At 60.2% G+C, this 13,727-nt stretch carries 11 protein-coding genes; 6 read left to right on the top strand and 5 right to left on the bottom strand.

Annotated features, from left to right (window positions below; translation table 11 throughout):
- Positions 1 to 101: 101 nt before the first annotated feature.
- Complete coding sequence (locus HW452_RS07195) at positions 102 to 1,538, bottom strand: hypothetical protein (protein WP_224105413.1); 1,437 nt, start codon at positions 1,536 to 1,538, stop codon at positions 102 to 104.
- A gap of 338 nt (positions 1,539 to 1,876) precedes the next feature.
- Here HW452_RS07195 and HW452_RS07190 point away from each other — a divergent pair, with 338 nt between their 5' ends.
- The 3 genes from HW452_RS07190 (at position 1,877) to HW452_RS07180 (ending at position 6,281) form a co-directional block, all read left to right on the top strand.
- A complete protein-coding gene (locus HW452_RS07190; RefSeq protein ID WP_425348093.1) occupies positions 1,877 to 2,251 on the top strand; it encodes a septal ring lytic transglycosylase RlpA family protein in 375 nt (124 codons plus the stop codon).
- A 226-nt stretch (positions 2,252 to 2,477) separates the two neighbouring features.
- A complete protein-coding gene (locus HW452_RS07185; RefSeq protein WP_224105411.1) occupies positions 2,478 to 3,482 on the top strand; it encodes an NADP-dependent oxidoreductase in 1,005 nt (334 codons plus the stop codon).
- Positions 3,483 to 3,758: 276 nt separating this feature from the next.
- Complete coding sequence (locus HW452_RS07180; protein ID WP_224105410.1) at positions 3,759 to 6,281, top strand: glucose/quinate/shikimate family membrane-bound PQQ-dependent dehydrogenase; 2,523 nt, start codon at positions 3,759 to 3,761, stop codon at positions 6,279 to 6,281.
- A gap of 76 nt (positions 6,282 to 6,357) precedes the next feature.
- On the opposite strand, the gene HW452_RS07175 is transcribed toward HW452_RS07180, so the two are convergent.
- Complete coding sequence (locus HW452_RS07175; protein ID WP_224105409.1) at positions 6,358 to 8,409, bottom strand: TonB-dependent receptor family protein; 2,052 nt, start codon at positions 8,407 to 8,409, stop codon at positions 6,358 to 6,360.
- Between the two features lie 151 nt (positions 8,410 to 8,560).
- Here HW452_RS07175 and HW452_RS07170 point away from each other — a divergent pair, with 151 nt between their 5' ends.
- Complete coding sequence (locus tag HW452_RS07170; RefSeq protein WP_224105408.1) at positions 8,561 to 8,734, top strand: YqaE/Pmp3 family membrane protein; 174 nt, start codon at positions 8,561 to 8,563, stop codon at positions 8,732 to 8,734.
- 236 nt (positions 8,735 to 8,970) lie between these two features.
- Here HW452_RS07170 and HW452_RS07165 read toward each other — a convergent pair whose 3' ends face one another.
- Complete coding sequence (locus HW452_RS07165; RefSeq protein WP_224105407.1) at positions 8,971 to 9,894, bottom strand: NAD(P)/FAD-dependent oxidoreductase; 924 nt, start codon at positions 9,892 to 9,894, stop codon at positions 8,971 to 8,973.
- A gap of 169 nt (positions 9,895 to 10,063) precedes the next feature.
- Positions 10,064 to 10,927, bottom strand: a complete 864-nt coding sequence (locus HW452_RS07160; RefSeq protein WP_224105406.1) for a helix-turn-helix transcriptional regulator — start codon at positions 10,925 to 10,927, stop codon at positions 10,064 to 10,066.
- A 138-nt stretch (positions 10,928 to 11,065) separates the two neighbouring features.
- On the opposite strand from HW452_RS07160, the gene HW452_RS07155 reads away from it, so the two are divergent.
- Positions 11,066 to 12,241, top strand: coding sequence for an MFS transporter (locus tag HW452_RS07155; protein WP_224105405.1), 1,176 nt, complete (start codon positions 11,066 to 11,068; stop codon positions 12,239 to 12,241).
- Positions 12,242 to 12,474: 233 nt separating this feature from the next.
- Complete coding sequence (locus HW452_RS07150) at positions 12,475 to 12,681, top strand: cold-shock protein (protein ID WP_224105404.1); 207 nt, start codon at positions 12,475 to 12,477, stop codon at positions 12,679 to 12,681.
- Positions 12,682 to 12,796: 115 nt separating this feature from the next.
- Here HW452_RS07150 and HW452_RS07145 read toward each other — a convergent pair whose 3' ends face one another.
- Positions 12,797 to 13,660: a putative RNA methyltransferase gene (locus tag HW452_RS07145; RefSeq protein WP_224105403.1), complete on the bottom strand. Its 864-nt coding sequence runs from the start codon at positions 13,658 to 13,660 to the stop codon at positions 12,797 to 12,799.
- Positions 13,661 to 13,727: the final 67 nt, after the last annotated feature.

The raw sequence follows: 13,727 nt of genomic DNA, 5'->3' as shown, positions 1-13,727 counted from the left end.
TGTCATACGGCTCGCGCCGCTCCTTGATCATTGAGCGTAGCCAAACATAAACGCCCCTGCCCACTATCGTGGGCAGGGGCGGTCAGGCAAGGCTGAAAGAATTACATGCTGGGCTGCATCTGGGTGGATTCAGCACTCACTTCAAGCTCGAACAAGCCGCTTCCCATCGCGCTGAATCCTCGCGCGATCACGTGATAAGTGCCGGGCAACAGCTGCTCTTGAAGACGTGCATCGGTGCCAGCGCCGCCGTCATCGTCGCTGAAGGCCACGCCTTCGCCTTCCAGTTCAAGGTAGGCATCGAAATCGCTGGAGCGCATATCGAGCGTCACCAGCGAGCTTTCCTCGAGTGCAAGCTCATAGACCAGCGGTTCACCGCTGTACCAGCCATTGAGGGTCTCATCCGGCGTGATGGCGCCATCATTGCGCAGCGTCACGTCATCGGGCAGCGCATGGGGCGCCATGGTGAGCGTAAACAGGCCACTGTCAGTTCCGTAAGCGGTACGTGCCGTCAGCTCGTAGGTGCCGGGCTCCAGGAAGTCGGCAATGCGCGCATCCAGATTGTCTCCACTGTCGTCATCTTCACGGTAGTAGCCATTGGGGCCTTCAAGCACCAGATAGGCATCCACTTCGCTTGACGTCATGTCGATCTGATACAGGCCGGCATCTTCGATCTCGACTTGATAGGTCAGGTCCTGGCCACTGTACCAGCCGTTCAGTGAATCGTCGGGCGCCAGGGCGCCGTCGTTGCGCAGCTCGCCATCACCAGGAAGCTCCCGCGGCTCGGCAGTCAGCGTGAAAAGACCGACGCCTTCACCGTAAGGCGCTCGTGCCGTCAGCGTGTAATCACCGGGGGCCAGGAAATCGGAAATGCGCGCATCCAGATCGCCGGCGCTATCGTCATCCTCGCGGTGGTAGCCATTGGGGCCATCAAGCTCCAGGTAAGCATCGAACTCATCGGAGCGCATCTCCAGCTGGTACATGCCCGCTTCTTCGATGGTCAGCGTAAATTCGCTGGGCGAACCGTCTAGCCAGCTGTCCAGCGGTGCATCAAGGTTCAATACATTATCGTCGCTGAGTTCGATGACCCGGCTGTTCAGCGTGTAGGGGCCGTAGCTGCTGCCGTCGGCGCCGCTGACCACCACCATGTAGTCGCCGCTTTCCTCGATGCGGTGCCGCGCGGTCGTGGCGCTGTCCAGGAACTGGAGCTGATCGTCATAAAGCGCGATGATGCCATTCAGCGCCCCGCGCAGGCTGAATTCGACCAGATCACCCTCTTCAAGACTGATCACGTAGCGGTCGTAACGGCTGCCGTCATTGCCATTGAGCATATCGCTCGAGGTGATCTCCCCGGACAGGCGCTCCCCCAGGGTGACGCTGTCAAGGCCTGCCAGCGCACCCGAGGCGTTGTCAGGTGCGGTAGTTTCAGTATTCGAGGCGGCAGAAGCGGTCGCGGTGGGCAGGGCCTGGGCCGTCAAGAAGCCGACAACGGCGCCGCCGATCGCCACCAGTACCAGTGCAAAGGGAGAGGACTTGGCCATGAGTACGTCCTTGATTCAGTGCATGAGAAAGTCAGGTCCAGAATCGACCGACAACGCTCAATAATAAGTAAAAGCGCTGATGAATGACATCAATTTAGTGTACCCGGCGCCGCCATGACAGGCCGCAGTTACGAGGCGCTAACCTCCTGAAATCCAAGGCCATAACTCAAAAGTTAAAAAACACGCAACTTGGGGCCTAATTGCGCCGAACGTCTTAAAGCTTGCTGCCCCTTGCTGAGCGCGTTACCATCCTCTCGCCTATATGGCACCTCATGGATGCTTGCGAGACTCTCGACACGAATAACTGAGGTACTCCAATGGGAGCCCCTAGACGACTATTGCCTAAACAACTGCTTCGAACGAGTTGTCTGGCCGTACTGTGTGTACTGTTTACGGCCAATAACGCGTTTGCCAACGATATTGATGCACAGGAAGGCGTTGCCTCCTACTACAGTGACCGCTTTCAAGGCGCCCTGACGGCCAGCGGAGAAGCCTTTGATCAGCAGGCACTCACCGCCGCCCACCCTAGCCTGCCCTTCGGGTCGAAAGTGCTGGTGACCCGCGCGGATACCGGTCAGGAAGTGGAAGTACTGATCAATGACCGCGGCCCTTTCGTAAACGGGCGCATCATTGATCTTTCAAAGCGCGCAGCACGCAAGCTCGGCATACTGCGCAGAGGCACGGCCCCCGTCATGGTCACGTTGCTGAATTAACGGATAACACACCCGATGAGTGTGGTACCCCTTAGCCGCTCAACGCCATTGCGGTCACTTACTACGTCCACTTCCAGATACGCACAAGACCCAATGGGGCGCTCGATCCAGAGCGCCCTATTTTTTTGTGCCGTCACGCGTTTAAAAAAGTAACGAACTTGCAAGCACGTTAATGATCTCTATGCTGCAAGTACATTGATCAGTCATGGCTTTGCAGGAGGCACCCATGCAATCACGTTATTTTACGCTTACCGACTACCCCAACGGCCTGCCGAAGCGCGAGCTGTTTTCCCTAAGAACCCAGGAACTCCCCGAACTCAATCCAGGCGAAGTGCGCATTCGCAACCGCTGGCTTTCCGTGGACCCCTACATGCGCGGGCGCATGAGCGGTCAGCACACTTACGTTGCTCCCTTTCGTCTTGACCAGCCCATGGAGGGCGGCGCGATTGGTGAAGTGATCGCCTCGAACGACGAGCGCCTGAAAGAGGGTGACATCGTAAGCCACATGGGTGGCTGGCGCGATATCGCGCAGATTTCAGCACAAGGCGTCTATCCACTGCCCAATGCCGAAGTACCCGAACAGGCTTATCTGGGCGTGCTGGGAATGCCCGGCATGACGGCCTGGACGGGTCTTAACCTGATTGCCGAATGCCGCCCCGGCGACAACGTCCTAGTCAGCGCCGCCAGCGGCGCGGTCGGCTCGCTGGTGGTTCAACTGGCCAAGGCCAAGGGATGCCATGTGGTAGGTATCGCCGGGGCGGCGCACAAGCTTGCCTGGCTTGAGTCGCTGGGCGTCGAGCCGGTCACTTATAAAGACCGTGGTGCACAGGAGCTAAGTGATGCCATTCGCCTGGCAAGCCCCGAAGGTATCGATGTGTATTACGAAAACGTAGGCGGCATCTGCCTGGAAGCGGCGCTGAGCCAGCTCAACGAAGGCGCACGCATTGCCGTTTGCGGCATGATCGACACCTACAATGCCGAAAAACCCGCGCCGGGGCCCAGCAACCTGTCACAAATGGTGGTTCGCAAGGCCAGGATGCAGGGCTTCATCGTGGCGGATCACTGGGAGCACTATCCCGAGTTCTTGAAGGAGGTGACTCCTCAGGTAGCGGCCGGTGATATCGACTACAAGGAAACGGTCAAGGAGGGGCTGGAAAGTACGCCCGATGCGTTTCTGGAACTGTTCGAAGGCGGTAATACCGGCAAGATGCTGGTCAAGTTGTCCGACTGACTATCGGCTGATAACGCCCCATGCGTTGACGTGTCATGCGTGAGCGCATGCCCCTCCCTCACCTTTCAGGGCCGTTTTACCTTTGTAGGGCGGCCCTGCTTTTTTGATTAATTTCCTGATATCCATTCGACCAAAAACGAATTGATTATTAAAATAAACTTCTTTCAATGTGTTTTAACCCATCGTTTGTACTGATCGATGGGTTAAAACACGTTACGACAGCTAGTCTGCAGGGTCTGCACCTAGCGTTTGATACGTTGCCAACAGGGGAACCCCATGGAAAAGAACACACGCGCCCACAGCAAGTGGCCAGCCATCGTGCTCGGCCTGCTGCTGGTGGCTGCCGGCCTTGCGCTCGCTATCGGCGGTGGCAAGCTGATCAGCCTGGGCGGTAGCGCCTACTACTTGATTGCCGGTATTGCCGTGGTGGTGGCCGGCATACTGCTGGCCCTGCGCAAGGGGGCCGCTTTATGGCTCTATGCGGCGATACTTTTTGCCACATTGGCATGGGCGCTATGGGAAGTGGGCCTGGACTGGTGGCAGCTGGTGCCCCGCGTGGCGATTCCCTGCCTGATCGCGATCATCATGCTGTTGCCCTGGTGGCGCAAACCGCTTCACTCGCGTGGCGGGAGCCTGGCGCTGACAGCCAGTATTGCCGCGGCGATCATAGTGGCCATTGCCAGCCAGTTCGACGACCCGGCCCAGATAGAGGGCACCCTGGCCGAAAACCGTGCAAGCGGTGAAGTGAACCCGGCCCAGGTGGCAGGCGATGACTGGCCAGCTTACGGCGGCACCAACGCGGGCACCCATTACTCCTCGCTCAGCCAGATCACCCCAGAGAACGTGGGCGAGCTCGAGGAAGTGTGGCGCATTCAAACCGGCGACGAGCCCGGCCCTAACGCCCCGCCCGAGATCACCAACCAAAATACGCCCCTGAAAGTCAACGACAGCCTCTACATCTGCACCTCGCACAGCCGTGCCATGGCGCTTTCGCCGGAAACCGGCGAAACCTTGTGGGAATTTGACCCCGAGATCAGCACCCAAGGCGCCGAGGACTTCTCGGGCTGGGCGCACATGACCTGCCGAGGGCTGGCCTATTACGATGCGGCCAACTACGCGGGTGATGCTGCGGATAGCGAAGATGACAGCGCCGATACCGCCGCTGCACCGTCACCGCTGTTTGCCGACAGCGACGTCTTCGCCATCGACGTATCCCTGCTGGAAGGTTTCGAGACTACCGCCACGGATACGGGTGAAAACGCTCCCTCGGCAATCATCAGCCAGACCGATGTCATGTGCCCGCGTCGCCTCTATCTGCCTACTGCCGATGCGCGCCTGATTGCGCTCAATGCCGACACCGGTGAGCGCTGCGCCGGGTTTGGCGATAACGGCGAGGTGGACCTGACGCGCAATATCGGTGGCTTCGATCCCGGTGGCTACTACTCCACATCGCCCGCCACCGTGACCGAAAACCTGGTGATTCTGGGCGGCCACGTGACCGACAACAGCTCGACTGACGAGCCTTCCGGCGTCATCCGCGCCTTCGATGTGCGCACCGGCGAGCTGGTCTGGAACTGGGATAGCGGCAACCCGGAAGAAACCGAGCCGCTCGCGGACGATGAAACCTATACCCGCAATTCGCCCAACGTATGGCCGCCGATCAGCGTAGATGAAGACCTGGGATTGGTTTATTTGCCCATGGGCAACGCTACGCCGGACCAGTGGGGCGCCGATCGCACCGAAAACGATGAAACCTACAGCGCCGGACTCGTCGCGCTCGAACTCGAAACAGGCCAGGTGGCCTGGGTCTACCAGTTCGTTCATCACGACCTGTGGGACATGGACATGCCGGCCCAGCCGGTCTTGATCGACCTTGCCACCGATGAAGGCACGCAGCCCGCGGTGATTCAGCCGACCAAGCAGGGTAGCCTGTACGTGCTGAACCGGGAAACCGGCGAGCCGATCGTGCCCATCGAGGAAATTCCTGCTCCGCAAGGCGCAGTGGAAGGTGACTGGACCGCAGAAACCCAGCCACGCTCGGCCCTGAACCTGCTGCCACCGCCGCTCACCGAGCGCGACATGTGGGGCGCATCACCGTTTGATCAGATGATGTGTCGTATCCAGTTCAACTCGCTGCGCTATGACGGGCAGTACACGCCGCCGTCGCTGGAAGGCAGCATCATCTACCCGGGTAACGTCGGGGTAATGAACTGGGGTGGCGTGGCGGTTGATCCGGAGCGCCAGGCACTGTTCACCGGCGCCAAGTATCTAGCCTTCGTTTCACGTCTGATTCCGCGCGACGAAGTGGAAGAGGGCCAGGGCTCGGCCAGCGAACAGGGCCTTCAGCCCAACGCCGGCGCACCCTATGCCGTCGAGCTTGGCCCGCTGCTCTCGATCTTCGACCTGCCTTGCCAGGCGCCCTCCTGGGGCGACGTGGCCGGCATCGATTTGCAGAGCGCTGACGTGGTCTGGAAACACCGCAACGGCACCACGCGTGACAGCATGCCGCTTGGCCTGCCCATTGGCCTGCCCGTCGGCGTGCCGGCGCTTGGTGGCCCGCTGACCACCGCAAGCGGTATTACCTTCATGGGCGGCACGCTGGACCAGTACCTGCGCGCTTACGACATCACCACCGGCGAAGAGCTTTACAGGGCACGCCTGCCGGCAGGGGGTCAGGCCACGCCCATGACCTATACCGGCGCTGATGGTCGCCAGTACGTCGTGATCACCGCCGGGGGGCACGGCACCTTTGGCACCAAGATGGGTGATTACGTGATTGGCTATGCACTGCCGGAGTAAATAGCGCCAAGGCAGCATGAAAACGGGCAGCCCATGGGCTGCCCGTTTCTTATGACCACACCGATGACGTCACGCGTTAAAAGCGCACCTCTACCCCACCGTAAACGCTGCGCCCCGGCGCTGGCTCGTAGTAGCGGCCGAAGGTGCCGTTCAGGCGCACGTTGGCGTAGTGATCCTCATCCAGCAGGTTGCGCACCCCGACATAGGCGTTCAAGCGCGTATCGCCCCCCAGGCGCCAGCCATCCCCTGCCCGCAGGTTGACCAGCCAGTAGCTGTCGATATCGGTTTCATTGGCATTGTCGGCCACCATGTCGCCGATATACTCGGTTTCGAGCGTTGCAAAGCGCTCGGACGCTCCCTGCCAGGTCAACCGGTTGATCCAGGTCTGCTCGGGCAGTCCGGGAATGCGATTGCCGTCAAAACGCTCGCTGGGGGTGGAGAAGCGGTCGAACTCGTAGCGCGCCAGCGTCAAGGCGCTGTTCAAGCGCCACTGGTCGGCAAGCTGCCAGCCCAGCGACAGTTCAAGACCGTCGCGGTCGGTATCACCAGCGTTCTGATAGAAGGTACGTCCACCATCGTCGTAGGGCACCAGCTCATCGCGCACGCGTACCGAGAAGAGCGCCAGCTCGTAATCCATGGCCAGGGGCTCGATATAACCGCGCATGCCTACTTCACGATTCCAGGCTTTTTGCGGCTCTATAGACGGATTGAAACCGCCGCCAGCCGGGTTGGCGAACTCGGCAAACGTCGGGGTTTCAAAGGCAGTACCGGTATTGACATACACCTGGTGCTGCGGCCGATAGCGGTAGCTAAGCCCGGCCGAGCCGCTCCACTCGGTAAAGGTTCGATCACCGCTTTGATCACCATCGGCCAGGTAGCGGTCATCCACGTCCAGATCGACCCGGTCGAACCGCGCGCCCAGCGAAAGCGTCAGCTGCTCGGTCAGTCCCAGATCCCCTTGCCCGAAGACCCCGGCCGAGGTTGCCTTCTGGGTTTCATCCGCCAACTGCTCGCCCACGCCCCCCTGAGCGTTGACCCGCCGCCGGAACCGGTCATCGTCCTGGCGGGCAATGTCCACCCCTGCGACATAGTCAAACGGCAGCTCGCCGAGCATGATGCCCTGATGATACTCGCCGCTTACTCCCATGTAGTCGCGCTGATAACCCAGGCGGCTGTCACCCACATACGGCAGTTGCTGCTCGAAATCGCGCCGGGCGATGAACCCCTTGAGGTAGAGTTCACCAGGGCCTGCCGCCAGGTCTTCATATTGCAGCCCCAGCAATTGCTGATCGACCTTCTGGCGAGCATCCAGCGCAAGCGAATTCGGGGCAGCCTGATGCCGTCCGCGCGCTACTTCACCGGCATTCAACGCACCGGGGTCCTCCGAGCGCGGGTTCTCCAACAGGTTCACGATCGCCGTCAACGCCCGTTCGCTGCCAAGCTCCCGACGCAACTTGGCATTGAGCAGGTACTTTTCCGTGGAACTCTGGTCACGATAGCCATCTACGTTCAGCGCCGACAGGCTGACGTGGTGCGACCAGTCGCCATTCTGGCCGCCGTTTTGCAGCGAAAGCTTCTGATAGCCATCGCTGCCCGCCTCGACGCGCACGCGGGAGCCTGGGTCGCTGCGCCCGTCGGCGGTGGTGATATCGATCACCCCGCCGGCGGCGTTGCCATAAAGCACCGATGCCGGGCCGCGAATGACCTCGATACGCTCGGCACTATCCAGGTCGATGGCATCCAGCTGCGCCTGACCGTCAGGTAGCGTATAAGGAATACCATCCACCATCACCGTGATACCGCGCACGCCAAACGGCGCCCGGGCACCAAAGCCGCGAATGGCGATGCGCTGCCCCTGAGCAAAGTTGTCGCGATTTTGCAGGAAGACCCCGGGCACTCCTGTCAGGGATTCATCAAGACGCACGCGCTGCTGGCCCTGGGCGATGGTGTCGCGGTCTACGGTGGACACCGCCGCCGGCGTGGCATAAAGCTCACGCGCCAGACGCGGTGCGCTGACCTCAACGGTCGGCAGCGCCTCGGCGGTGGCTGGCGGCGCGTTCTGCGCCCAGACTGATCCCGACATCGCCCAGCTCGCCAACATCAGCGAGGGTGGCAGTAGTTTGTACATGGTGTCCCTTTCCCCTTGTTTTGATAAAAAATCGACTGCCGATGAACTCGACGTGGATGCCAGTTCAGTCGCAGTGGCAGCGGTTCGCTAAGTTTGAACCCTGCAACTACACTTGCAAGTAGTAACGTACCAATCAAGCAAAGGAGGCTTTATGGCACTTACTGCAACGGATCCAATCAAGATGATTTTTGCCATCATCCTGCCGCCGCTCGGCGTATTTCTGGAGGTGGGCCTCAAGAGACATTTCTGGATCAACATCATCCTGACCCTGCTTGGCTTCATCCCCGGCATCATTCACGCGTTCTATGTCATCTTGAAGTATTAGTTGAAGTACTAGGGCTCTTTGCTCGGGCTGTCTGCATGGAAAAGATGGTAGCGGCTCAAGCCAGCGCATCTTCATTGGCAGCCCGGTCATCGAGCTGCTAGCCTTCGCTTCGGGCACATACCGTGGCGATCATGATGATTCCCGCCCCACAACATCATTCAGATAGCCACCGTTGGCTGGATTCAGATAGCTACCGTTGTCCGGCGGGCAAGCAACGCTTTGCTTCAAGGCCTGTTCTACAGATCGAACACCAGTGAATGGTGCGCTGCCTGACCTGCCAAGGTACCATCGCTGACCGCACGCGCCAGATTGCCCACGGGCATTGCAATGTCACCACAGGCGAAGATGCCGGGTACGGAAGTCGCCTTGGCAACGCTGGTCTTGATGGTACGTCCAAGCGGCGAGACCTCAAGCTCGCATCCCAGCTGCAAGGCCAGCGCGTTGGGCGCGGTCTGGGTGACGATAAACAGTCCCTCCAGCGCAAATACCCGGCTATCTGCCATTACCAGGCTCAAACCGTCGCCGGTCAGGCGTTCGACCGCCCCGCGTTCGACATGGGTGTCGCGTTTGGCGAGCTTTTCCAGCTGCTGGCGGTCAGGCTCGAACGCGTCGTTCAGAAACAGCGTGGTCTGCCCCCAGTCGGGGAGCAGCAGAGCCAGATGCATGGCCGCCTCAGAGGTGGCCAGTACGCCGATGCGCCCACGCTCGAGATCGAAACCATGGCAGTAAGGGCAATGGAAAACGGATTTTCCCCATCGCTCCTCCAGCCCAGGCAACGACGGCAGTTCATCTTTCACGCCCGCCGCGAGGATGACTCGGCGAGCACGAAGCGGCGTGGCCGATGCCGGTGACTCGGCAAGCGTGAGGGTAAAATTATCGTTTTCACCCGCCACCGCTGCTACGTTGCCTGGGCACCAGTCAACCGTCGGGTATTGAATGAGCTCAGCCTGGCCCACCTTCTCGATGTCATCAGGGGCATGGCCATCCTGAGTCAAAAAGCCCCGTGCACGGGCAGCGAAGCGATTACGCGGCTTGCCTGCATCGATGACGACCACCTTGCGCCGCGCCTGGGCCAGTTGCAGCCCAGCAGCCATCCCTGCGTAGCTTCCACCTACGATGGCAACGTCGTACATCACTTGCTCTCTATCCATTGAGCGCATATCGCGTATTTCCTTCAGGTATGAAAACCTTGCCGACAGTGTAGGTCAGCGTGAAGGTAACGCGGCAATAAGCCTAGAAATACAACATAGGTAGAAATACAACACAGGTAGAAATATGACCTAGATAGAAATACACCATGGATACTCCCGTCTGTAAGGATTGGCCTGTCTATAAGGCGTCTTCTTGCGGCACGGGCGAAGATGCCTGAAGCCATTGGTCGAAGGCGGTTTCTTGCGTCTTGCTGGCCGCGTAGTAGACCAGACGCAGGTGGCGGTCTTCGTCGATCATCAGCGAGACATGCTCAAAATCGATCGACCCCAGCGACGCCAGGTGAAGATGGCGAACCCCATGGCAAGGCCCATGAATATCCTGCCCGGCCCACCACGCCTTGAAGTCCTGGTCGACTTGGCCAAGCGTCTTGATCAATGCATTGATCGCCGCGTCCTCCGGTGCACGCGCTGCATCGCGCTTGAAACTGCCAAGCATCTGCTGCGCCTGCGCTTGCCAGGGGTCGAAAAGCGCGCGCGTAGCCGTATCCGTAAACAGCAGCCATAGCAGATTACGCTGCTCCGGCGGATGTTTCGAAAAACCAAACAGTCTGTCGGCGGCGTGGTTCCAGGCCAACACGTCCCAGCGCAAATTCAAAACGTATGCAGGCCGCGTGGGCAGGTCGCTCATCAGACGGTGCACCAACGGTGGCACGCTGCACCAGGTTTTGCCCGGTTCGGCGGGAAGGCGCTGATGCGCCAATAGAAACAGGTGGCGTCGCTCGGTAGCATCGAGTTTCAGCGTGCGAGCCAGGCGATCGAGAAAATCCGCCGAGGCGCGAATGTCACGCCCTTGTTCCAACCACGTATACCAGGTCAACCCGACCCCCGCGAGCGCCGCCACCTCCTCGCGCCGAAGCCCCGGCGTGCGACGCCGCTTACCTGCAGGCAAGCCGACCTCTTCAGGCGTTACCTGCTCACGCCGGCTGCGCAGGAACTCACCAAGCTCAGTGCGGGTGCGTTTCAACGAACGCTCTGACGCCATCTTGTTGCCTTTAGTAATAGTATAAAGGGTTAAATTGTACCCCCTCTGAACCCTCTCCAGAATAGCGCTTTCACCTCTTGGCAGTGCCTTTATCAACCAGCGCTGCCAAGCCGATCGCGAAACTGACTGGAGAACCTGATGGCGTTTTCTTCCCGACTGTCGATTTATCTCATTGCCCTGGGCGCCTTTTCATTAGGAATGGCTTCTTATGTCACCGCAGGGCTTATTCCCATGGTGACGTCGGCGTTTTCGGTATCCGAAGCCGTAGCGGCCCAACTGGTAACCGCCTTTACGCTGGCCTACGGTCTTGGCTCACCGCTCGTGGTGGCGCTGCTTCCCGGCCACCGCCAGCGAACGGGGCTGCTCGCGGCGCTGACCGTGTTCGTCATCGCCAATGCGCTGAGCGCCCTTGCCGACAGCTTTGCGGCACTGGCCGCCTGGCGGGCTGTCGCCGGTGTGGGAGCGGGTGTATATCTGGCGCTGGGGATCGCCGCGGCAACCGCGCTTGCTCCAAACGGTCAAGGTGGCAAGGCCATCGCCATTCTCATGGGCGGCATGGCCAGCGGCACCGTGCTGGGCGTACCGCTTAGTCTGCTGCTGGCCGAGCAGTTGGGTTGGGCATCGGCCTTGTGGCTCATTGCCGTGCTGGGCATGGTAGCACTTGGCGGCCTTGTTTGCCGACTGCCGCCCCTTCCCGCCGCCCCTTCCCTGCCATTGAGGCACAAGGCAACGATGCTGAAACATCCTGCCACCGTTGCCATCCTGAGCGTTTCGCTTTCAGGGGCCATTGCAAGCCTTGGCATGTACACCTTCATTGCCCCCTTCATGGCAAGCCCGGCCTTCGAAGGCGCGCCCCCCGTTGCGCTCTATCTATGGGTATGGGGGCTTGGCGGCATTGCGGGAAGCTTCTTGATCGGCCCGATGGTAGACAGGTGTTCAGCACCACGCGTAGTGATCGTCATCATGGCACTTCTTGCGATATCGCTTGGCGGGCTGCCCCTGGCCGCCTCCCTGCACCCCTGGCTGGCGCTTGTGCCTATCGCCCTCTGGGGTGCGGCGGGCTGGGCGCTGCAGGTGCCCCAGAACAGCGAACTGATGCGGGTGCGCAAGCCCCATGGCGATGGCAACCTGGCGGTTGCCCTCAACGAATCAGCGCTCTATCTGGGCAGCGCCCTTGGCGCGGTAGCCGGCGGAGTTATCATTTCCGGTACTTACCCCCTGTGGCTGCTCGCCGTCAGCGCCGCCGGGGTAGCCGTCCTTGGAGCACTGGTGCAGCTTATAAGTCTACGCGTGCCTGCCCGGCAAAGCCCCTAACGGGAAGGGGCCGAGCGTACGGACGCCTCTGCCCAGTAAATAAATGCAGAAAGCCTTTGACGTGTACGCTCAATCGTGACACTGTGGCGTCAGTTGGTTAGCAAGCAGCATGGTTTCAGAAGCGTACGATCTTTTTCGGCAGCCTGATATTGTATTCCTTGTTTCACCCGCTACTTAAATCTGGGTAATACCAGGAACTTCATGACAGCGCATCTGCGCGAAAGGATCTACACATGGCAACTGGCACAGTTAAATGGTTCAACGATACTAAAGGCTTCGGTTTCATCGCACCTTCCGATGGTAGCGACGACCTGTTCGCCCACTTCTCCGAAATTCAAGCCGACGGCTTCAAGACCCTGCAGGAAGGCGCTAGCGTCTCCTTCGACGTTACCCAGGGCAAGAAAGGCCTTCAGGCGTCAAACATCAAGCAAACTTCTTAATCTTGTAGATTAACAGTTTGTGCGGGCTCTAGCCCGCCCCACAAGGCCCGCTCATGCGGGCCTTGTGGCGTTTAGGCGTAGGCGAAAACCTGCCTGGCGTTCAGAAGCGACTGGGCTAGACGTTCCGAACCCACTTACTTAGCTTTACCTCTATGGTCACGCTCAACGTCTCGAGGGTGGCCGCCCGTGCTCGGCCCTCGGCCGTTGCCCGGTAAAGATGCGGCGTCATGGCCAGCAGATCGGCAATGGCGGCGTTACCTTGCAGTGCCAACGTGTAACGCAGCGTTTGCGTTGCGGACTGGGTAAACCCTGCGGGCACGGGTGCGTCATTGACGCGCTCGGGCTTGAGCGTCGGATAGATGATCTCGCGAAGCTCTCGCAGATGATTCGGCCCGGCTTCTACCTGCAGCCAGATACCTCCTGGCTTGAGTACCCGAGTGAACTCCTCCACTACCGGAAAGCCGAACATGCACAGCAGCCGGTCAAGCGAGCGCGCCTGCACCGGCAGGTTGGCATTGCTGCCGACGACCCAGGCCGCCCCAGGCAGGCCCTTCTGCCCGGCAATCCCCTGCCTGGCCGCCGCCTGTACTGCCCATTTGGAGATATCCAGGCCCAGCAGCTCAAGCGGGGCCGGGCCGGCCATCGCGGCCAGCTGACGCAGGTAATAGCCTTCCCCGCAGCCGGCATCCAGGCACGCAAGCGGTGTGTGTTCAGCACTGTCCTCAAGCACGGCGGCGCTTACTGCCTCGGCGATCGGCTGGTAATACCCCGCGTTCAGAAAGCGCTGGCGCGCGGCCACCATGGCCTTGCTGTCACCCGGATCACTTGAGCGCTTGCGCTGCACCGGCAGCAGATTCACATAGCCGTGGCGTGCAATATCGAAACTGTGCCCCGATGCACAGCGCCAGGCGCCCTGCTCTTGAGTGAGCGGGGCGCCATCGAGCGGGCAGGCAAGGGCGTCAAACGGGTGACTATTCATAAACGGCGGCAGGCTGAAGGGCGCGGTGGCAAATCATGAGAAATCTCAAGCATGGGTAAGAGAAATG

The sequence above is a fragment of the Vreelandella aquamarina genome, from assembly GCF_020075495.1.
Taxonomy (GTDB): Bacteria; Pseudomonadota; Gammaproteobacteria; order Pseudomonadales; family Halomonadaceae; genus Vreelandella; species Vreelandella aquamarina_A.
The sequence above is the reverse complement of the archived record's forward strand: the minus strand, read 5'-3'. Positions and strand labels throughout refer to the sequence as shown.